We start from the raw sequence: 21044 nt of genomic DNA, 5'->3' as shown, positions 1-21044 counted from the left end.
CCCACCGGAGGCTCCATGCATCTCTCGTCCCGCGCCCGCACCCTGCTGCTCGATGCCGCCCGCTCCCTGCGCCGGGTGGCCCAGGTCGACAAGCGCCGCAGCCGGGTGGTGGAGGAGGTCGTCGCCTGGTGCGAGGCTCACGACATCGAGCCCGGCCCGCGGCTGACCCATGGCCGGCTGCGGCTGGACCGCGATCTGCTCGAGCGCATCGACGACACCCTGGGCGCCCTGGGTCATCCCCGCCTCGAGGACACCCTGGCGGGGTTGACCAGCGCCGAGCAGGCGCGGCTCGGGAATCTCGAGCACAAGAGCGTGCGCGAAGCGCCGCGCCGTCAGCGAGTGCTGGCCAGCCTGCCCGCGGGCGATCCGCGCCCTGGCCTCGCGAGCCGGCCCCGGGACTTCCTCGACCTCGATCGCCGAGAGATCGCCCTGGAGGCCTTCGACGTGCTGCTCCAGGTCGAGAACCTCGACAGCTTCTATGCCTTCGACCCGGCGATACCGGCGCTGGCCGGCTGGTCCCGCCCGCTGGTGCTCTACCGCGGCGATCGCCACTATGGCGGCGGCTTCGCCGCCCTGGCCGCCGACTGGTCCGCCACCGGAAGGCCGCACCTCTACCTGGGCGACTTCGATGCCGCGGGGCTTCACAACGCCCTGGGCAGCGGGGCGACCCACCTGCTGCTGCCGCCCCTGGCGTTCATTTCGAACCGGGCCAGCGGCGAGCAGCTCCCGGCGGAGCAGTTTCCCCTGCAGGCATCGCTTCGCGACCACGCCGCGCGCCTGCCGGCAGACCATCCGCTGGCCAGCCACCTGGCCGTGCTGCTGGGCGAACAGCGCGGTCTTCTCCAGCAGTGGTTCGGCCCCGACGAGGCGTTGGCGCTGCTGCCGCTGGGATAGCCCGACGCCATCAACGACATCGCCGCACCCGAGGGGCGCGGCGATGGAGGGCGGCGGCATGGACCGCCGGGTCAGGGGTGGGACGTTCAGGCCATGGCGGCCTGGTAGCGGCGCTCCACCTCGTCCCAGTCGATGACGTTGAAGAACTCGGCCACGTAGTCCGGGCGCTTGTTCTGGAATTTCAGGTAGTAGGCGTGCTCCCACACGTCCAGGCCCAGCACCGGAGTGTTGCCGTTGGAGAGGGGGCTGTCCTGGTTCAGGGAGTTCTCCACCACCAGGCCCTTCTGGGGGGTGACGCAGAGCCAGGCCCAGCCGCTGCCGAAGCGCCCCAGGGCGGCCTGGGTGAAGGCCTCCTTGAAGGCGTCGAAGCCGCCGAGCTCCTTGTCGATGGCCTGGGCCACCTGGCCCTTGGGTGTACCGCCGCCGTCGGGCGACATCATCTGCCAGAACATGGTGTGGTTGGAGTGGCCGCCGCCGTTGTTGATCACCGCCTGGCGCTTATCGGCCGGCACGCGATCCAGGTTGGCCAGCAGCTCGTCCACCGGCACCTCCTCGAGGCCGGTCCCCTCCAGGGCGGCGTTGAGGTTGTTGATGTAGGTCTGGTGGTGCCGGGAGTGGTGGATCTCCATGGTCAGCGCATCGATGTGGGGCTCGAGGGCATCGTAGGCATAGGGAAGATCGGGCAGGCTATGGGGCATGGTTGCACCTCCATCGGTCGTCGGGAAATGTATTCCTTCAAGATCACCCGACAGCATGGCAGAGCCGGCTGGAATCGGCCAATAAGAATCATTATCGGCTTATATAGGCAAAGGTAATCGGCTAGTCTGGATCTGGTTTCGCCAGCGAGGCCTGCCGCCAGGTAGACTCGCCGTTATCGACTGTCCGTGGGCCTTCATCGACGAGGCCGCCGACCCCAGCCCACCCCCGGAGCCCTGCATGCCTCTCGACCTGGAACTCACCCTCATCGTCCTGGTTGCCCTCCTGCTCGGTGCGGCAGGGGGCTTCGCCCTGGGTCGGGGCGGGCTCAAGGCCGCTCGCCGGGCGCTCGATGCCACCCGCGCCGAGCTGCATGACCAGCAGCTGGAGGCCCGCGAGCAGGCGGTGGCGCTGCAGGTGGCCGAGGGGGAGGTGGAGACACAGCGCGAGGACGTGGCGGCCCGGGCGCGGGAGGTCGAGCGCTTCCGAGAGGCCTATTACGCCCTGAAACAGACCCACGGCGAGCTGACCAGCCGCCTGGAGGAGAAGGAGGCGAGCTTCAGTCGTCAGCTGGCCTGGATGGAGCAGAGCAAGCAACAGCTCAGGGTGGAGTTCGAGAACCTCGCCAACGAGCTGCTCGAGCAGAAGGGCAAGGCCTTCTCGTCGCTCTCCGAGCGCAACCTGCTGGGGCTGCTCAAGCCCTTCCAGGAGGAGATGAAGGGCTTTCGCGAGAAGGTGGAGACCCTGCATACCCAGGAGACCGCTCAGCGGGCCAGCCTCACCACCGAGCTCAGGCACCTGCAGCAGCTCAACCGTGACATCACCGACCAGGCGGCGCGTCTCACCGAGGCGCTCAAGGGGCAGAAGAAGGTGCAGGGCAACTGGGGCGAGCTGATGCTGGAGAACGTCCTCGACAGCGCGGGCCTGCGCCCGGGCCAGGACTACCAGCGCGAGAGGAGCTTTACCACCGAGGAGGGCAAGCGCCGCCCGGATGCGCTGGTTTACCTGCCTCAGGGGCGCCACCTGGTGATCGATGCCAAGACGTCGCTGGCCGCCTACCTGGAGTACGTCAACGCCGAAGATGAGCTGACCCGTCAGACGTCGCTGGCGGCTCACGCCCGGGCGGTGGGCGCGCGCATCGAGGAGCTGGCCGACAAGCACTACTACGACCTGCCGGGGCTCAACTCGCCGGAGGTGGTGATCATGTTCATTCCGGTGGAGTCGGCCTATATCGAGGCGCTGCGCCACGACGGCACCCTCTACCAGCGCGCCATCGAACGCAACGTGCTGGTGGCCACGCCCACCACGCTGCTCACCAGCCTGAACATCGTCGGCCAGCTGTGGCGCTTCGAGAACCAGAGCCGCCACAGCGCTGAGCTGGCCAGGAAGGCGGAGCGCTTCTACCACAAGCTGGGCTCCTTTCTGGAGAGCATGCAGGACGTCGGCAGGAAGCTGGATGGCGCCCGGGTCAGCTACGACAGGGCGCTGGGGCAGCTGGTCAACGGCAAGGGCAACCTGATCAAGCAGGCCAGCGAGTTCCAGGAGCTGGGCGTGGCGGTGAAGAAGGAGCTGCCCGCAGAGCTCGTGGAGCGTGCAGGGCTCGAGGTGGGCACTGCCACGCAGCCCGCTGCCGAGACCTCGCCGGCAGATGCCCGGGAACGATAGGCGGATCCTGGCCTGATCTGCGGGGAGTCGTGCGTCAGCGGCACCGTCATCGGGCGCTGAGCTGGTTCACCTCGGTCAGGCTGCCGTTCCAGATCATCTCCAGGTGGCAGGCCTGGACGATGCCGGAGACCCGGCTGGGGGTGAGCAGTGCCCAGCAGGTGGCGGCCTGTCGGCGTACCGAGCGGTAGCGCAGGCCGGGCTCGCCGGCGGCGCGCAGGGCATGGCCCAGGGCGCGGGACGCGCCGTAGTCGCTCGGGTGATAGATGGCGTGACCGGCGGGGAGGCATAGCCCGTCGCGACAGCCCGCCTCGTCGATGTCGGCCACAAGGCCGCGGAACACGAAGCGTTCGAAGTGCAGCCCCTCCACCCGCTGCCAGTAGGCCTGCTGGTGGTGCCTCACCTCGGCGATGGCGGTCTCCAGCGCATCGGCCAGGTAGAGGACCCCGAAGTTGCCGTCGCTGAACCGCGAGCCATCCGGGTTGACGTGGGTAAAGGGCGCCACCGCATAGCTGCAGCCGCGAATACCGAAGGGGATCTCGTTCCTGGGCAGCAGCGCCAGGTTGCCTGCCTCGGTCTGCAGGCGCGGATGGGTCAGCGCCTGCAGGGCGAAGAGGGCCTCGAACTCGGCGGCATCGGCCACATCGTCGAACAGGCCGATGGGCGGGAACTTGCTGTTGACCAGCCGATGGCCGCGGACCCTGCCGGGGGGCAGGGCGGGCAGCTCGTCGGGTGTTACCACTGGGCGCCTCGCAGGGCGTCGATGCGCTTGAAGGTCTCGTAGAGGGCGGCGATGTCGCCGCCGCCGATCAGCGACAGCGGGGTGCGGCCATTGAAGTAGGGGTTGTGGTTGGCCATGGCCATGAAGCCGTAGCGGTTCGCCGGGTTGTCGAACAGGATGCGCAGCGCCGCATGGATATTCAGCAGGTAGCTGATGCGGGTGAGCTGGTCGCGGTCGAGCTTGATCTCGGCCAGGTCGCCCCGGCGGGCGCGGGCATAGGTGCTGTGGGAGACGCGCAGGATCGCCTCGCCCTGCTCGCCGCTGGCGCCCCAGCGGTCGAGGATACGCACCGCGGTCTTGAGCCCTGCGGCGGCCGCGGCCTTGTCATGGGTCGGGGTGGCAGTGTCGAGCATGGGGCCTCCCGCTCTGTGTTGATAAAGATTCTGTATTTATAAAGACATAATAGCCCATTTTGTATTTGCAGAGACAGCTCGCCCGCCATGGTGCCCCACCTGGCGGAAAAAGATGCCCGCCGGCGTTGGCAATGGCGCCTTTTCTTGGTGAAGTGCTGGGGCGGCCCGGCAGGGGCCAGGCACAGGAACAGGGAGTGGAGATGGCCTTTCGTTTTCAGCGCCGTATTCGTCTGGCGCCCGGCGTGCGCCTCAACCTCGGCAAGCGCGGCCTGGGGCTCTCGGTGGGGCCGCGCGGCGCCAGCCTGAGCATGGGGCCGAGCGGGGTGCACGGCCATGCGGGTCTTCCCGGCACCGGCCTGGCCTACCGGCGCCGGCTCGACGCTGGCGGTGGTGCGGGCACGCAGGACAAGTCCGACGCGGGCGCCACGGCCGCCAGCCGTGCGGCGGCGCTGGAGGCGCTGCTGGCCGAGGGTGGCAGCCTGGCGGTGCAGTTGGAGGTCGAGGAGGGCGGCCAGGTCGTCTACTTCCACGCCGACGGCTCCCCCCTGTGCAGCGCCGAGGCCCGGGTGCTGCGCCGCCATGCCGAGGAAACACTTCGCGAACAGCTGCTGGCCCACTGCGAGCGGCTCAATGCCGACCTCGACCGCCTGGGGCGGCTGCACGAGGAAACACCGCCGCCCGAGGCGGGAGGCTATCTCATGCGCGACTTCGACGAACCGCCCCCGCCTCCGTTCCAGCCTCAGGCTCCCGGCCTGCGCCATGCCCTCTGGTCGCCGGCCAGGCGCCGCCTCGAGGAGGAGAATCGCCGGCGCCGCGACGAATTCGACGAGCATTACCGGGCCTGGGAGTGGCGCAAGGCCGACCACGACGCGGCGGAATTCTCCCGTCATCGCCGGGAGAGCGAGGAGGTGTGGGACGATCCGGCGGCCATGGAGCAGACGCTGCGCGACCGGCTGGAGGAGATCGACTGGCCCCGCGAGACCCTGATCGACTTCGACCTGGGTAGCGACCTGCGCACCATCGCCGTGGATATCGACCTGCCCGGCGAGGAGGAGATGCCGGACCGCTACTGGGGCATGCCCCCCAAGCAGCTCAGGCTCAGTCCGCGCAAGCTCGGCGCCACCCGCCAGCGTGAGCTCTACCGCGACCATGTCCACGGCATCGCCTTTCGAGTGCTGGGGGCGGTGTTCGCGCGCCTGCCCGCCGTGGTGGAGGCCCGCGTCTCCGGCTATCGTCAGGTGCCCGAGCCCGCCACCGGCGGCCAGCGCGACCAGTACCTCTACAGCGTCAAGGTGAGCCGGGAGCAGTGGGGGAAGATCCACTTCGACCGCCTCGACCAGGTGGACCCGGTGGCCGCCATGGAGGCCTTCACCCTGCGCCGCGACATGACGCGAACCGGAATCTTCCGGGATATCGAGCCCCTTAAGCTGGTGTAGGTGTGCCAGGTCAAGGCGGCGAGACCGGGTGGCGGTTATGCTGGAATCACGCTGATGACCAGCGCCCCGCGCCGCCATGGAACCGGCGCAGAGACCCCATAGGGAGGCCACCCAGATGAACATCCAGCACCGCATTGACCGCCCGTATGAAGCCGGTTGCATCGAGGTGTACGGTGACGAGCCCTACGAGTGGCGTATCCTCGATCATGCCGGCCATGTGGTACGTGACAGCGCCGGCTATGGCAGCGGCGCCAGCGCCTACGCCTCGGCGGAACTCGCCCTGCGCGATGCGATCACCTTCGATGCCGATGACAGCGTGGTACCGATCTTCTTCCGCCACGGTGCCGATGCCGAACTGGAGAACGCCGCTCAGGCCCACCGCACCGCCGATACCCTGCGTGCCATGGCCCTGGCCCTGAAGAGCGCCGGCAGCCAGGCGGTGCTGGATAGCCGCCACGCCACCGACGACGAGGCCCAGGACTACCTGGACGCGAGGATCGCCGTGATGGAACGCATCGTTCAGGAGCTGGAGGAGAGCGCCGGGCGCCTGCACGCGGCCACCCAGGCCACGGCAGGCTGATCAGGCAGGCTTACTGGATCAGCACCGGCGTATCGATCTCCACCAGCGAGTGGAGCAGGCGCACCTGGTCGTTCTCGACGGCCAGGCAGCCTTCGGTCCAGTCGACCCGCTGGTTCAGGAAGGGGTCGCGGTTGCCGAGGCCATGGATGCCGATATGGCCCCCCAGGGTGGTGTTGGGGTAGGAGAGGCGGTGCTGCTGGTAGTGGCGGCGAATCCGCTCGGCCTCCTCCTCGGTGATCAGCCCCTCCGACAGGGCTTGGTCGGCCACCCTCGGGTTCGGGTAGTTGATGCCGATGAAGGTGGCGTACTGGCTGTTGGGGTTGATCCGCTCGACCCGGAACTCCCCCTTCGGGGTCATGGCACTGCCGCGGGTGCGCAGGTTGACGGCGCCATTGATGCCGATGGCGAAGTGGGGGATCTCATGGATCACGTGCCGGCCGCGCACCACGGAGAGGGTGCGATCCTTCACGCTGATGTGCAGCCACACCCGCCCATCCTCGATGGGCAGCAGGCTGATCCCGGTATCGACGTCATCCAGGAAGTGCTGCCCCGGTGTGCCCGAGGCGTAGGTCGACGGCGGCTCCGTCGTGTCGATCAGCGAGGCGCTGGCAGGGCCGGGGGCAACCAGCAGGGCCAGCGGGGAGAGGGCAAGGCGCTTGAGCGAGCGGATGAGCATGGGCGGCAGCATGGTGTGTAAGGGTCGGCAGTGAGCGATGGTGGAGGAATCTACCACGCCCCGGCGCCCGCTGGCAGAGGCTCAAGACACTTTCAGTCATCGCTGCTTATACGGTCAACAATCGTTACATATCCCGATTTGGCTACTGTGAGCCCGTTCACGCCGGTGATACCCTAAGCCGATTGGGTGACTGCCCAGGGCAACAAATGGACTTAGGGAAACAAGTTTTGTGAGTTTAGAGGGTTAGCAACAGAGGATGTCGGGCTGGCCTGCCATCCTCTGCACTTTCTTCTTGAAAAGGACGAGGTCACTCCCCGGCGTGAGCCGAGGGAGGGCGGTAGCCGTCAGGAACCGTCAGGGCAGCAACGGCAGGGGAGGCTGATATGCAGGGTAAGGGAATGCAGGCGCGCTACGCCCCGGGGGCGCGGGTGGTGATCCGCGATTGCGAGTGGATCGTCCGCCGGGCCGACCCCAGCGATGACGGCGGCTATGTGCTTATCGTAGACGGCCTCTCGGAGCTGGTCAGCGGCAAGAGCGCGCGTTTCCTCACCCGGCTGGAGGAGGACGCCGACGCCATCCGCGTGCTCGACCCCGCCGAGACCCGCTTCGAGCAGGACCTCACCCCCGGCTTCGAGAAGAGCCGGCTCTTCATCGAGACCCAGCGGCGCCAGATCACCCCGGCGGATGCGCGCATCCACCTTGGCCACAAGGCCGCCATGGACCCGGTGCCCTACCAGCTCGACCCGGCCCTGCAGGCGCTGAAGCAGAACCGCCAGCGCATCCTGATCGCCGACGCCGTGGGCCTGGGCAAGACCTTGGAAGCCGGCATCCTGATCACCGAGCTGATGCGCCGCGGCCGCGGCAAGCGCATCCTGGTGCTCACCCTCAAGAGCATGATGACCCAGTTCCAGAAGGAGCTGTGGAACCGCTTCACTATCCCGCTCACACGGCTCGACTCCGCCGGCCTGCAGCGGGTGCGCAACCACATTCCCGGCAACCACAACCCCTTCTACTACTACGACAAGTCGATCATCTCTATCGACACCCTCAAGCAGGACAACGAGTACCGCCGCCACCTGGAGCAGGCCTACTGGGACATCATCGTCATCGACGAGGCCCACAACGTGGCCGAGCGGGGCGTAAGCTCCCAGCGCGCCCGGCTGGCCCAGCTGCTGGCGGGGCGCTCGGACAACCTGATCATGCTCTCCGCCACGCCCCACGACGGCAAGGCGAAGTCGTTTGCCAGCCTGATGAACATGCTCGACCCCACGGCGATCTCCGACCCGGAGGACTACGCCCGGGAGGACTTCCGCGACAAGGGCCTGGTGATTCGCCGCTTCAAGAAGGACATCCGCGACCAGGTGCAGCAGGAATTCAAGGAGCGCGTGGTCAAGGACCTCTACCTGGACGCCTCGCCCCAGGAGGAGGCCGCCTACCAGGCCCTGCTCGACGTGCCCTTCACCTACCGCGGCGAGCACTCGCCTGAGCGCAACGGCCAGCTGGTGCGCATCGGCCTGCAGAAGGCGATCTTCAGCTCGCCTGCGGCGGCGGAGGTCTCGGTGGCCCAGCGCATCAGGAAGCTCGCCGGCAGCGAGGCGAGCCCCCGCCAGCCCAGCGACGACGAGCAGGCCGAGATCCAGGCCCTGGAGAGCCTGCGCCTGGCGCTGCGCAATGTGGACGCTCCGAGCTTCGGCAAGTACCAGCAGCTGCTCGCGCTGCTGAAGAGCGCTGATTTCGGCTGGAAGAAGCGCGACACCCAGGACCGCCTGGTGATCTTCTCCGAGCGCATCGAGACCCTGAACTGGCTGCAGGGGCGGATGCAGGAGGACCTCAAGCTCAAGGAGGAGGCCATCCAGATCCTCCATGGCGGCATGAGCGATATCGAGCAGCAGGCCATCGTCGAGGCCTTCGGCAAGCCGGAAACGCCGCTGCGCGTGCTGCTCTGCTCCGACGTGGCAAGCGAGGGCATCAACCTGCACTACCTCTCGCACCGGCTGGTGCACTTCGACCTGCCCTGGTCGCTGATGGTCTTCCAGCAGCGCAACGGCCGGGTGGACCGCTACGGCCAGAGCGAAACGCCGATCATCACCTATCTGATCAACCGCAGCGACAACCCGAAGGTGCGCGGCGACCAGCGCATCCTCGAGATCCTCAAGGAGAAGGACGAGCAGGCCTACAAGAACATCGGCGACCCGGCCACCTTCATGAAGGTGCACGACCCGGAGGCCGAGGAGGCCCTGACCATCGAGGCCATGGCCGAGGGCACCGATGCCGCCGCCTTCGACGCCCAGTACCAGCCCGACGACAGCAACGAGGGCGACGACCTGCTGGCGCTGTTCTTGAATCCTGAGGCGGCGGGCTCGCCCCGGCCGGATGGGAGTCATGATGGAAGCGACGAAGGGCAGGGCGACTCGCCCACCGTGGAGCGCTACAGCCTCTTCCCCGGCGACTTCGAGTTCGCCCGCCAGGCCCTGGAGGCGCTCAACCGCGAGCGGCGCCAGGTGGAGTTCAGCGCCAACCCCGAGCGGGCCACCCTTACCCTGACGCCGCCGGACGACCTCGACTACCGCTTCCGCTTCCTGCCCCCGGAGATCCGCCCGGAGCACGGGACCCTGGTGCTCACCGCCGACAAGCAGCGCTTCGCCGAAGAGATCCGCCGCAGCCGCCAGGACGAGAACGCCTGGCCCAAGCTGCACTATCTCTGGCCTCAGCACCCTGCCATCCAGTGGCTGGAGGAGAAGCTACTCGCCCAGGTGGCCCGCCACAGCGCCCCGGTGCTGGCCCTGCCCGACTCCCCGGCGATCAACGACCTTCTGCCCGCCGGCGAGGCGGTCTTCCTGGTCAGCGGCCTGATCCCCAACCGCAAGGCCCACCCGGTGATCTGGGAGTGGTTCGCCATCCGCTGCCGCCCCGGCCAGGCGGGTAACGGTGAGCCGGGCACAGGAGCGCCGGGTGAAGTGCTGGAGGTGCTCGACGCCGAGACCTGGCTCCCGCGCCTGGGGCTCGACGGCAAGCTGCCCAACCGCGCCCGCCCGCTGGCGCTGGAACCCCTCGAGGCTCTGCGCCGGCCGGTGATCGCTGCCGCCCGGGAACAGATGGCCGATCGACAGGCCGAGTTCAGTGCCGAAACCCGGCCGGAGCTCGAGCGGCAGCTGGCCGAACTCAAGGCCCTGCAGGAGCGCCAGGTCCACCAGCTGGAGATGGCCCTGGAAGGCTCCCGCCAGGCCGAGCACTTCAAGGCCAGCCGCCGGGAGCAGCGCCTGGGCCGCATCGAGGCGGTGTTCGACGACTACCGCACCTGGGTGGAGGACACCCTCACCATCGAGCCGGTCCCCTTTATCCAGATCATCGCCGTGCTGACCCGCGACGCTGACTGAAAGAGCTGATTAAAAGATCCCGACTGAAAGTGCCGGTCGAAAGCGCCGATTGAAAGAGCCCAACTGCGGGTGCCGCAGGGCAAAGGAGCAAGAGAACATGGCCGTTCAGGACACCGCCGCCACCTTCATTGGCCTGACCAACGACAACGAATTCTTCAGCGCCCACTACCTGGCCGAAGTGTTCGAGGGCGACCTGGCCGAGACCCTCAAGGCCTGGGAGGCCGAGGGCGAGCCGCCCCATCGCGCCCTGCGCAACCTCCACCAGGGCTACTTCGCCCTGCGCCACCGCCTCAAGAGCGAGCGCAGCGCCGTGGAGCGCATTCGCCAGCAGCGCGACTTCTTCCGCGAGCTGATGGGCGTGCTCGGCATCCCCTGGCAGCCCCACAACCGCGAGGTGGCGGCCAATGCTGAGCTGCCCGTGCTTGCCGCCCTGGGCGACCGGCTCTGGGTGCTCGGCGCCCTGGACCCGGAAAACGAGGGCGAGGACCCGCTCTCGCTCACCCTGGACGCCCGGCAGTTCTTCGGCGAGGGCCCCCACTTCGACGCCCTGGCGGGGCAGAGCTGGTATTACATCCTCGACCAGGCGGTGCTGCGCCAGGCCGCGCCTCATAATGAGACCCCGCCGCGCTGGGTGCTGCTGCTCTCCGACCGCCAGGGCATCCTCGTCGACCGCTACAAGTGGTCCCAGAACCGCATGCTGCGCTTCGACTGGGAGGAGATCCTCGGCCGCCGCGACGATCGCACCCTCAAGGCCACCGCCGTGCTGCTGCACCGCGAGAGCCTGGCGCCGGTCGATCAACAGGGAAACCCAGGCCAGAGCCGCCTGGACAGCCTGGACGAGAACAGCCACAAGCACGCCTTCGCCGTCTCCGACGACCTCAAGTACGCCCTGCGCCAGGCCATCGAGCTCCTGGGCAACGAGGCCGCCGCGCAGCTGATCGAGCAGGCCCGCAGCCGCAAGGAGGGGATCTACAGCGGCCAGAACGCCCTGGACCCGGAGCAGCTCTCCCGGGAGTGCCTGCGCACCATGTATCGCATCCTCTTCTTGTTCTACATCGAGGCGCGCCCGGAGCTGGGCTACCTGCCCGTGGGCGACGACACCTGGCGCCAGGGCTACAGCCTGGAGAGCCTGCGCGACCTGGAGATGGTGCGCCTGACCACCGACGAGAGCCGGCAGGGGCGCTACTTCCACGACAGCCTGCAGCGCATGTTCGCGCTGATCTACGAGGGTTACCGCGCCAGCCGCCAGGGCGACCAGCTCCACCAGAGCACCGCCAACGCCTTCACCCTGCAGGGCCTGGACAGCCACCTCTTCGACCCGGCGAGGACCCCGCTGCTCAACCGCGTGGTGTTCAGCAACGCCACCCTGCAGCGGGTGATCCAGAGCATGTCGCTGACGCGCCCGAGCACCTCTGGGCGTGGAGGAAAGAGACGCCGCGGCCGGGTCAGCTACACCCAGCTCGGCATCAACCAGCTCGGCGCCGTCTACGAAGCGCTGCTCAGCTACCGCGGCTTCTTCGCCACCGAGGAGCTCTATGAGGTCGCCCCCAGGGGCAAGAAAATCAACCCGGACGAGCTCGACACCGGCTACTTCGTCACCCGGGCGCAGCTGGAGGAGTTCCACGACGACGAACGCGTCTACGATCACGTGGACGGCAAGAAGACCCTGCGGGTTCATCCGAAAGGCAAGTTCATCTACCGCATGGCCGGGCGCGACCGGGAGAAATCCGCCAGCTACTACACCCCGGAGGTGCTCACCAAAAGCCTGGTGAAGTACACCCTGAAAGAGCGGCTCACCGACGAGCTAAGCGCGGATGACATCCTCGACCTGACGGTGTGCGAACCCGCCATGGGCAGCGCGGCCTTCCTTAACGAAGCCGTTAACCAGCTCGCCCAGGCGTATCTCGCCCGCAAGGAGCAGGAGCTCGGCCAGCGCATCCCCCACGAGGCGTACCAGCAGGAACTCCAGCGGGTGAAGATGCACATCGCCGACCACAACGTCTTCGGCGTGGACCTCAATCCCATCGCCGTGGAGCTGGCCGAGGTCTCGCTGTGGCTCAATGCCCTCTCCGGCGGCCACAGCGTGCCCTGGTTCGGCTACCAGCTCTTCACCGGCAACAGCCTGATCGGCGCCCGCCGGGAGGTCTACCCGGTGCGCGCCCTGAAGAAACAGGCCAAGGAGGGCTACTGGTACAACCAGGCCCCGCGCCGACTCTCCCCCGAGAGCCTGTTGAACCCCCCTGTAGACATGATGGATTGACCTGCCCCACCTCAACGTCGTGGGTTATGTTGAGGTTGGGCCAGAACACAGAGCCACTATTGAGGGAGGCAGGTCATGAAACAGTCTAACGCAACTCAGCGATCCGTTGTCGACCGCACTGTCACCGAGCGGATCAACGCCGCCAGCTACGTTCACGCCGCCTATATCGGCCTGGACGTGCATAAGGCCAGCATCTCGGTGGCGGTCGCTGAGGCAGGCCGGCAAACGCCCGAGTTTCGCGGTGAGATCCCCAATGAACCCAAGGCGATCGACAAGCTGATTCGCCAGATGAGAGCGAACGCTTCGACGGGCAGCCCCTGCTGTTCAGCTACGAGGCCGGACCCTGCGGCTACGGGGTCTATCACCAGGTCCAGGCCAGCGGCCATGACTGTGAGGTGGTAGCACCGACCCTGATCCCGCGTCGTGCCGGCGATCGTGTCAAGACTGACCGCCGCGATGCGCAGATGCTGGCCCGCCTGTCGCGCTCTGGAGAACTCACCCCCGTCTGGGTACCCACGCCGGAACAGGAAGCGATACGCGACCTGACGCGGGCTCGGGAGGATATGAAGGCCATCGAGCTCAAGGCGCGTCAGCGGCTGAACGCCTTCCTGCTGCGACACGGCAAGGCCTACCCCGGCAAGAGCAAGTGGATTCCTGCCCACTTTCGCTGGCTGGAAACGGTGCGCTTCGACACCCCGGTTCAGCAGATCGTGCTGCAGGAGTACATCGAGGCGGTGCGCGAAGCGCAGCGCCGCGTGGCCGGCCTGGAGAGGCAGATGGAGGCAGCACTGCCGGACTGGTCGCTGGCCCCGGTGGTCGAAGCCATCCAGGCGATGCGCGGCGTCAGCCTGATCACCGCCATGACGGTGATGGCTGAGCTGGGGGATATCAGCCGTTTTGATTCGCCCTGTCAGCTGATGGCCTATCTGGGGCTCGTGCCCAGCGAGCACTCGAGCGGGGGTAGCCGACGCCAGGGTGGCATTACCAAGACCGGCAATGGCCATGTACGACGCGTCCTGGTGGAGGCTGCCTGGAGCTACCGCTTTCCGGCCCGCAAGACGCGCATTATTGAGCAGCGGGCCGAGAGGACCTCGCCGACGGTGCAGGCGATAGCCTGGGCCGCACAGAAACGACTCTGTGGGCGCTACCGCCGGCTGGCGGCCACGGGCAAGGCCAAGCAACAGGTGGTGACGGCCGTGGCTCGGGAGCTCACCGGCTTCCTGTGGGCGATTGCCTGCGAGGCCATGGGCAAGCCGCACGGCAGCCGAGCCACGGCATGATCATTCCGTCCCAGTGCCTTCGGGTCAGGGAGCGTCGGGCCGGTGGGAGAACCCCTGACGCTCCTATGAGGCCCCCGCCCTCCGGGGCAGGGTGACCCTCGCTCGTAGACCAGGGCAGCTCCGCGACGAAGTGATGACAGGTCGGTACCCAACCCACGAATACCAGAGAGATCCACCGTCGCTGATAGCCCCTCGCTTCCTGATCCGAAGGCATTGAGGACGACAATAGACAACAGAGACAACCGAACCCTTGACGGGTCAATCCATACCAGGAGCCCAGATTTCTGGGCGATCAGAGGCTGGGCGATCAGACGATGACGCCAGCGCTGGCCGTCGCTCGAACGAGATCTACCACTTCCTGCTCCCCGATCCCGGCATGGTCGGCTACAGCGACAAGGTCGCCAAGCAGCTGCGCCCCGAGGCGTTCCAGACGATCAAGGCGTGGAAGAAGGCCTTCTGCGCCCCGCTGGATGACGACGAGATCCGCACCCTGCAGAGCCTTTCCGATGCCGTGGACCGCCTGTGGCGAGAGCACACCCAAATGCTCGCCAAGGACAGAAGCCGCACCCAGGACAGCTATACCCTGTGGGGCCAGGAGGGCGGCGAGGAGCGCCACATCAGCACCCAGGCCAAGGACGACATCCGCACCAGTGGCATCTTCAATACCCACGCCCGCATCGCCTCGCCCTATCGGCGCCTGAAGCTCGCCATGGACTACTGGTGCGCGCTCTGGTTCTGGCCCCTGGAGCGCGTCAACGAGCTGCCCGACCGACAGAAGTGGCTCTTCGACCTCAACACCATCCTCAACAGCGCCGGCACCTTCGCCTTCGCCCCGGAGCAGGAGAGCCTGCTGGGCGGTGGCGAACCACCGGGCGACGGTGCCGACGAGCCGGGTGAAGACCTCTTTGCCAAGCCGATTGACGATCTCTTCGCCGCCGACGAGCCCCAGCAGCGCCTGCGTGAGGAGAATAGGCCCGAAGCCAGAGCCGCCCGTGAGGTGAGCAACCAGCGCGGCGAGCTCAACCTGGAGAAGCTCTTCGACAACCCCTTCTTCGCCACCCTCAGGCTTGCCAATGAGCTGGGTGAGCACTACCGCTTCTTCCACTGGGAACTGGCCTTCGCCGACCTCTTCGCCCACCGCGGCGGCTTCGATATCACCCTGGGCAACCCGCCCTGGCGCAAGGTGGAGTGGCAGGAGGGTGGCATCCTCGGCGACCACAACCCCCGCTTCGTGCTCCACAAGCTCAGCGCCAAGCAGCTTACCGACCAGCGCGAGGCCGCATTCTCCCGCAGCCCCGAGCTGGAGCAAGCCTGGTTCGCCGAGCTGGCCGAGGCCGAGGGCTCTCAGGCGTTCCTTAACGCCACCCAGAACTACCCGCAGTTGGCAGGCCAGAAGGCCAATCTCTACAAGTGCTTTTTGCCCCGGGCCTGGACCAATGCCAATGAACAGGGCGTCAGCGGTTTCCTGCATCCAGAGGGGATCTATGACGATCCCAAGGGAGGAGCCTTTCGGCGTGGGGTTTACCCACGACTACGTTTTCACTCGCAGTTCGAAAACGAGATACAACTGTTTCCCATCGGGGGCACGCGCCGATACGGCATCAACGTCTATGGCAAGGAAAATTACGAGCCAAACTTCTTGAGCCTTTCGAACGTCTTTCACCCTAAAACGATCGATATTAGCTTCGATCATGATGGGGCAGGCGCTGTACCAGGCATCAAGCATGAATACGTCGATGAGAGCGGAGGCGTAAAGTCGGAGTGGAATACGCGCGGCCACCGCGACCGCATTATCGAGATCGGCCAGCATGAACTGGCGCTCTTTGCCAAGCTCTACGATGAGGCCGGTACCGATGCCCTGGAAGCCCGTCTGCCGGCCCTTCACGCCCAGCAGTTGATGGCGGTATTGGACAAGTTTGCCGCTCAGCCCAGGCGATTGGGCGACCTGAAAGGGCAGTACTACTCCACCCAGCACTGGAACGAAGTCAATGCCCAGCAGGATGGCACCATGCGCCGGGAAACCCGCTTCCCGGAAAGCCCCGAGCAGTGGATACTCTCCGGTCCTCATTTTTACGTCGGTAGCCCGCTTTACAAGACCCCCCGTGCTATCTGCACGGAGAAGGGCCACTATGACATCCTCGACCTGCAGACCCTGCCGGACGACTACCTGCCGCGCACCAACTATGTGCCCGCCTGCGAACCTGCCACCTACCGCGACCGCACCCCGCGTGTGCCTTGGGAAGAAAAGGTAATGGTTAGACTCCACTGGGCCCATATGACACCGGAGGAAGCCGATCGAAGCGGCGAATATGGTGAGTGGCCGCGGATGGTGAATAAAAAAGTCACGGAATATTATCGTGTTAACGTCAGTCGTGCGCTGAGTCAATCAGGCGAAAGAACCTTGCAAGGTTCTGTCATGCCTAAAGGTGCGGCACATATTGACGGCGTGTTCAGTGTTGTCGCACAGAACCCAGACTTGGTTCCTGCACTCTCCGCTATGTGGGCTTCTGTTCCATTCGATTTCTTTGTTAAGACAATGGGGAAAAGTGATTTTCGCCTTGATACTGCAAAGCGAATGGCCATACCAGATTCGGCAGTCGATAATGGGGCGATCAATGCGCGCATACTGGGGCTTTGCTGTCTGACCAACCACTATGCCGACCTATGGCAATCCAACTGGCAAGACTCCTCCCGCCAGCAGCAGTGGGCCGCCGCCGATTACGTTCCCGACAGTGCCTTGCCCCGGGACTTCTTCGCCAAACTCACTCCCAAATGGCAGCGCCATAATGCCCTGCGCAGCGACTACCCTCGCCGCCAGGCTCTGGTGGAGATCGATGTCCTCGTCGCTCAGGCCCTGGGCCTCACCCTGGAAGAGCTGCTGACCATCTACCGCGTGCAGTTCCCGGTGATGCGCCAGTACGAGGCCGACACCTGGTACGACCAGAACGGCCGCATCGTCTTTACCCCCAGCAAGGGCCTCGTCGGCGTCGGTCTGCCCCGCAAGGCCAAGCCCGCCGCGCTGAAGGAGGGCACCCACTACTCCATCGAATCCCCCGAGCACACCGACTACAACATCGCCCTCGGCTGGGAGGACATCAAGGAAATGCAGGAAGGCGTCGTCCGTAAGACCTATGAAGACGACACCCTCCCCGACGGCCCCTGGGAAACCACCGTGGAGTACAAGGCCCCGTTCTTTCGCCCGGATCGGGAGGAGGATTATCGGGTGGCGTGGGAGATTTTTGAACATCAGTCTTCAAATGAGAGGGATTGATATGGCAGTTCCGTTGATTCCAATGGCAAAGGTGCTTGTTAAGAGTTGGCCTGCTATAGTCGCTTTTGCTGGTTTGATATTGGCAACAGGTTTTTCTTTTTCATTTATGGTTCGCCAAGCAGGTGATACGGCATTGAGCTTATGGCCTTTGTTGGCTATCGCCTGTTTCTTCCTTTTAATGAAGGAAGTAGTGCGGGCATGGTACAAAGTTAAGAAAAAAGAAAATGAATCAGGAGGGAGGGGATCAGTGAGTCTTGATGTTACCAAGCGATCAGGTTTTGTGCTAAGGATGTTGTCGCTTACAGCCTTCTCTTGCATGGTCCTTTTTGCAGGAATAGTTGTAATGCAAAACGAGGAATTAGGAAAGTTAGTTCCGCCCAGTACGGCTAGAACTCTATCAATATTTTTTGCCTATATAGTGTCAATGATAACATTTAATTATGCGTTGGCAACAAGGGGAAGAAATTTCATGGGATGGAAAAATGAAGCTCTGATTATGATTGGGTTTATTGTCGCTTTTGTCGGAATGTTTTTACCGCATGCCTTTCCAACTTCACAGGTTATTGTGACGGAAAGCTGGATCCCCTTTTCAAGTAAAGAGTCAACGCAGCTAAAGGCTAATTGGGTGTATGCGGTAGTATCGCTCATTTCGCTACCGTTTTTCTACAAGGCTTTTCAGGGAATAAGGGCGATGTCTTTATGGAAGCCAACCAAAAAAAAAGTGGAGTGATGTGATGGTTATTAATAAAGTTCAGCCGGTACTGATGGCGAGGGGTAAGAAATGTCCATCCTGTGGGCAGTGGACGATGCACAAGAAAAAGGATGGCTATTGGTATTGCTCAAACTGCAATGCCACTACGTTTGGGTAGAATAAGCACGGGAATTTGGCATTAATACCAAATGCTGTGGCCAAGAAGGCGGCGGTCAAGGAAGGCAGCCGAGGGCTGCCATAAAAAGTAAAAAGGGAACTGAAATGAAGCTGATCAAGACCACCGCAGCGCTCGCGCTCCTGGCCATCATGACGGGCTGTGCCTCCGTGAACATGGCGCCGCAGCAGGAGTCGACCGCCGCCAAGGAGTTTACCTACCCGGATGACGGGAAGGCGGGTGTCTATGTGTTCCGCAAGGACTCCCCGTTTGGTGCTGCCCTGAAGAAGGACATCTGGATCAATGGAGAGTGCATCGGTGAAAGCGCCCGGGGTGTCTTCTTCTACCACCAGGTGGAAGGCAGCCAGGAGCATGAAAATGCAACTGAATCAGAGTTTTCGCCCAACACCATGACCCTGTTCGCCGAGGCCGGAAACAACTACTTCGTTGAGCAGTACATCCGCATGGGTGCCTTTGTTGGCGGTGCCAACCTGCGTCAACATGACGAAGAGAGTGGCATGCGGGAAGTCAGCAAGCTCGACCTGGCGGCAAGTGGCAACTGCAGCCGCGAGCTGTAAACGTTGAGGGGCACCGCCCTGTGCGGTGCCCCGTGGTGGAGAGCAGCATGAAAGCATTCAAGATCTTTGAGTATCCCGAAGGCCGCCACGAATCCGTCAAGAAGGGGGTCCTGGCCAGGCTTCTTCTTCGCCCCATCTGGGCCATGGTCAACAAGATGTGGGGGATGTGGGGAGGGGGGAGCCACCCTTTTGCTGGACGTGCGCATCAACTACCGAGGCGAACCTCAGCTACTTCATCATGTGCTACATGAGCCAGTAGCTACCAGACCACCCTCTCAAATGAGTAAAGTCCACATTGAACTATGGATAGTTGAGGTTTTGTTAGTTGGCATAAAAAAATTAAGGAGATAGTCGTTGAGTCAATCTTGTATATCCTCTAATAGCCAGCTCGGTGCTAGTTTGACATCGCTTCCTCAGATTTTTAGAGGCCGGTTTTTTGCTATACCCGATTACCAGCGAGGATTCGCATGGGGAGAAAGGCAGGCACGTGACCTGATCGAAGATATTCAGCAACTTATGGCATCTCGAGACTTGGCATTTCACTTTACAGGAACGCTTGTTGTTTCGTGGAACGAGCACACGAAGCGTCTGGACATTGTCGATGGCCAGCAGCGGTTGACATCATTAATCATTTTTCTGAGCGAGATCCGTAATCGCCTCGACGGCTCACAAAATAAAGATCGGTTGAAGCAAGTCTATCTTACTCGAGGTGGTTTCGGTAATGAGTCTCCTGTTCTGCTGGTGGGGGAAGCGTTTAGGGATTATTTTGAGCGTTTAGTACTGCGCGGAGAGCCGGTCGATAGAGAAAGTTTCAAAACACACAAAAATATAAAAACAGTTCGCGACACTTTTGCCACGTTTCTTGACAAAAAGCTATCAGAGCAAGCTGGTAGTGCTCAAAGGCAAGCGTGGCTATGTGATTGGCTTGAGATATTGGAAAGCCGACTTGGGTTTCTCGTTTATCAGCCTGATTCAAATGCTGAAGTCGGTGTGATGTTTGAGGTGATAAATAACCGTGGAAAGCATCTGAGTGAGTTGGAGAAGATAAAGAATTACTTGATCTATGTGTGTGTAAAGCTGAATGCCAATCGAGTCCGGGAGGATGTAAATAAGAGGTGGGTTTATATATTAAGTTATCTTCATGAGGCGGGGAAGACCTCATTGCAAGATGAGTCTGGATTTCTAAGGGCTGTTGCAATAGCTTTTTTTCGGCTGAATAAGCGCCAGGCAAGCGACATATATTCCCACCTGAGATACAAAGCCTTGAGGTTGAGTGATTTAGTTTCTGGCACGGTTGAAAGTGATAAGTCTTTGAAAAAAATAGAGAGCTTTATTGAGTTTATGGAGCGGGCGGCGAAATGGTATCGAAATTTGTACAGTCGTCCAAGTTTCTCGGTTGAAAACTCAAAGCTCAATGAGTACCTTGGCAGATTGCGAGCACAAGATAATCACGCCAATATCATGCCACTTTTCTTGGCGCTAGCTGTAACTAAAGAAAAGGAACAGGAGATCGATGATCTAGCTGACTTGCTTCACTTTATAGAAGTTTTTAATTTTAGAACCTATATCGTGCCTCATGGATATTACAGTACTTGGCTTCAGGGGCCGCTATACACATTGGCGCATCAGTATCTTTGGTGGCTGAATGATGCAGAAGAAAATGGAGATAAAGATAGTCCGGGGTTACGCAAAAGGCGTGATGACAGCATGATTAAAGTTTTGATTAATGAGTCTATGATTAATGGTAAGATCACTGATGGCTTGATTGATCAGCGGCTTTTTGGTAAGTCGCGTGAAGAATCTTTTGATTTTGGTGGATGGAACGGAATCAAGTATTTTCTTATGTGTTACGAAGCTTTTCGTCGTCAGTCTAAAACCACTAGAATAGATGATATATTGCAAAAGCGTCGAGATGGGAAAACTGGTGACTACCTCTCGCTTGAGCATATTTTGGCCACTAAGTATGTGGTTGAAGGCCAAAGTAGCGAAGAAGTTTCTTACCAGAAACGCCGCCTTGGTAACTTTATGTTGCTAGAGATGGACATGAATGTCCGAGGTGGAAATCAATCAATAAAAGATAAAATGGAAGCCTATGAGAACGGGCCTGAGGGTAAGAATATACCAGGTAGTGAGCTGGCTCAGGTAAAAGAAGTGATTGGTCTATATGAAGAGTGCTTTAATTTTCACGAAGATCATTTGGAAGATTTTGATTTCCATGTTTGCCTTGCTGATAGAAGAGAAGATGAATTTAAAAATTTCTGGCGTCAGGAATGGTCTTTCAATCCATGGTTTTCACGTACAAAGACGAACTCTAGACTTTAATAAGAATTAATT

General features: G+C 62.6%; 14 protein-coding genes and 1 pseudogene. 11 read left to right on the top strand and 4 right to left on the bottom strand.

Annotation, left to right across the window (positions count from 1 at the left end):
• Positions 1 to 15: 15 nt before the first annotated feature.
• Entirely contained in the window at positions 16 to 894 is an 879-nt protein-coding gene (locus tag B6N23_RS01495; protein ID WP_305501468.1) for a DUF7281 domain-containing protein, read from the top strand.
• 86 nt (positions 895 to 980) lie between these two features.
• Here the strand turns inward: B6N23_RS01495 and B6N23_RS01490 are convergent, their stop codons facing one another.
• The gene (locus B6N23_RS01490; protein WP_305501467.1) at positions 981 to 1592 is read right to left on the bottom strand and encodes a superoxide dismutase; all 612 of its coding nucleotides are present in this window, start codon (positions 1590 to 1592) and stop codon (positions 981 to 983) included.
• A gap of 238 nt (positions 1593 to 1830) precedes the next feature.
• Here B6N23_RS01490 and B6N23_RS01485 point away from each other — a divergent pair, with 238 nt between their 5' ends.
• On the top strand, positions 1831 to 3255 hold the full coding sequence (locus B6N23_RS01485; protein WP_305501466.1) for a DNA recombination protein RmuC: 1425 nt from the start codon (positions 1831 to 1833) through the stop codon (positions 3253 to 3255).
• 46 nt (positions 3256 to 3301) lie between these two features.
• Here the strand turns inward: B6N23_RS01485 and B6N23_RS01480 are convergent, their stop codons facing one another.
• Both B6N23_RS01480 and B6N23_RS01475 read right to left on the bottom strand, forming a co-directional pair.
• Positions 3302 to 3994: an RES family NAD+ phosphorylase gene (locus B6N23_RS01480; protein ID WP_305501465.1), complete on the bottom strand. Its 693-nt coding sequence runs from the start codon at positions 3992 to 3994 to the stop codon at positions 3302 to 3304.
• Complete coding sequence (locus B6N23_RS01475) at positions 3988 to 4386, bottom strand: antitoxin Xre-like helix-turn-helix domain-containing protein (protein ID WP_305501464.1); 399 nt, start codon at positions 4384 to 4386, stop codon at positions 3988 to 3990. The genes B6N23_RS01480 and B6N23_RS01475 overlap by 7 nt, the downstream gene beginning before the upstream one ends.
• Before the next feature lie 200 nt (positions 4387 to 4586).
• On the opposite strand from B6N23_RS01475, the gene B6N23_RS01470 reads away from it, so the two are divergent.
• The gene (locus tag B6N23_RS01470; protein WP_305501463.1) at positions 4587 to 5822 is read left to right on the top strand and encodes a DUF4236 domain-containing protein; all 1236 of its coding nucleotides are present in this window, start codon (positions 4587 to 4589) and stop codon (positions 5820 to 5822) included.
• A gap of 115 nt (positions 5823 to 5937) precedes the next feature.
• Positions 5938 to 6402 carry a hypothetical protein gene (locus tag B6N23_RS01465; protein WP_305501462.1) on the top strand — a complete coding sequence of 155 codons (465 nt, stop codon included), beginning with the start codon at positions 5938 to 5940 and terminating at the stop codon, positions 6400 to 6402.
• A 10-nt stretch (positions 6403 to 6412) separates the two neighbouring features.
• On the opposite strand, the gene B6N23_RS01460 is transcribed toward B6N23_RS01465, so the two are convergent.
• Positions 6413 to 7135 carry a L,D-transpeptidase gene (locus B6N23_RS01460; RefSeq protein WP_305501461.1) on the bottom strand — a complete coding sequence of 241 codons (723 nt, stop codon included), beginning with the start codon at positions 7133 to 7135 and terminating at the stop codon, positions 6413 to 6415.
• A 326-nt stretch (positions 7136 to 7461) separates the two neighbouring features.
• On the opposite strand from B6N23_RS01460, the gene B6N23_RS01455 reads away from it, so the two are divergent.
• The 7 genes and pseudogenes from B6N23_RS01455 to B6N23_RS01425 all read left to right on the top strand — a co-directional run bounded on the left by B6N23_RS01455 (position 7462) and on the right by B6N23_RS01425 (position 21032).
• Entirely contained in the window at positions 7462 to 10455 is a 2994-nt protein-coding gene (locus B6N23_RS01455; protein WP_305501460.1) for a DEAD/DEAH box helicase, read from the top strand.
• Between the two features lie 97 nt (positions 10456 to 10552).
• Positions 10553 to 12715, top strand: a complete 2163-nt coding sequence (locus B6N23_RS01450; RefSeq protein ID WP_305501459.1) for a hypothetical protein — start codon at positions 10553 to 10555, stop codon at positions 12713 to 12715.
• 132 nt (positions 12716 to 12847) lie between these two features.
• A pseudogene (locus B6N23_RS01445) lies at positions 12848 to 13995 on the top strand (IS110 family RNA-guided transposase).
• 376 nt (positions 13996 to 14371) lie between these two features.
• Entirely contained in the window at positions 14372 to 17266 is a 2895-nt protein-coding gene (locus tag B6N23_RS01440; protein WP_305501458.1) for a hypothetical protein, read from the top strand.
• Between the two features lies 1 nt (position 17267).
• Complete coding sequence (locus B6N23_RS01435; protein WP_305501457.1) at positions 17268 to 17996, top strand: hypothetical protein; 729 nt, start codon at positions 17268 to 17270, stop codon at positions 17994 to 17996.
• 243 nt (positions 17997 to 18239) lie between these two features.
• Positions 18240 to 18710 carry a DUF2846 domain-containing protein gene (locus B6N23_RS01430; protein ID WP_305501456.1) on the top strand — a complete coding sequence of 157 codons (471 nt, stop codon included), beginning with the start codon at positions 18240 to 18242 and terminating at the stop codon, positions 18708 to 18710.
• 354 nt (positions 18711 to 19064) lie between these two features.
• Entirely contained in the window at positions 19065 to 21032 is a 1968-nt protein-coding gene (locus B6N23_RS01425) for a DUF262 domain-containing protein (protein ID WP_305501455.1), read from the top strand.
• Positions 21033 to 21044: the final 12 nt, after the last annotated feature.

Source organism: Halomonas alkalicola, from assembly GCF_030704205.1.
GTDB classification, from domain to species: Bacteria; Pseudomonadota; Gammaproteobacteria; order Pseudomonadales; family Halomonadaceae; genus Halomonas; species Halomonas alkalicola.
Note: the sequence above shows the minus strand (reverse complement) of the source record. Positions and strands in the feature narration are given on the sequence as shown.

Bases quoted from the DNA above. Each gene is read 5' to 3' on its own strand.
- B6N23_RS01495 (WP_305501468.1), top strand. From the start codon at position 16: ATGCATCTCTCGTCCCGCGCCCGCACCCTGCTGCTCGATGCCGCCCGC.
- B6N23_RS01490 (WP_305501467.1), bottom strand. From the start codon at position 1,592: ATGCCCCATAGCCTGCCCGATCTTCCCTATGCCTACGATGCCCTCGAG.
- B6N23_RS01485 (WP_305501466.1), top strand. From the start codon at position 1,831: ATGCCTCTCGACCTGGAACTCACCCTCATCGTCCTGGTTGCCCTCCTG.
- B6N23_RS01475 (WP_305501464.1), bottom strand. From the start codon at position 4,386: ATGCTCGACACTGCCACCCCGACCCATGACAAGGCCGCGGCCGCCGCA.
- B6N23_RS01470 (WP_305501463.1), top strand. From the start codon at position 4,587: ATGGCCTTTCGTTTTCAGCGCCGTATTCGTCTGGCGCCCGGCGTGCGC.
- B6N23_RS01465 (WP_305501462.1), top strand. From the start codon at position 5,938: ATGAACATCCAGCACCGCATTGACCGCCCGTATGAAGCCGGTTGCATC.
- B6N23_RS01455 (WP_305501460.1), top strand. From the start codon at position 7,462: ATGCAGGGTAAGGGAATGCAGGCGCGCTACGCCCCGGGGGCGCGGGTG.
- B6N23_RS01450 (WP_305501459.1), top strand. From the start codon at position 10,553: ATGGCCGTTCAGGACACCGCCGCCACCTTCATTGGCCTGACCAACGAC.
- B6N23_RS01440 (WP_305501458.1), top strand. From the start codon at position 14,372: ATGGTCGGCTACAGCGACAAGGTCGCCAAGCAGCTGCGCCCCGAGGCG.
- B6N23_RS01435 (WP_305501457.1), top strand. From the start codon at position 17,268: ATGGCAGTTCCGTTGATTCCAATGGCAAAGGTGCTTGTTAAGAGTTGG.
- B6N23_RS01430 (WP_305501456.1), top strand. From the start codon at position 18,240: ATGAAGCTGATCAAGACCACCGCAGCGCTCGCGCTCCTGGCCATCATG.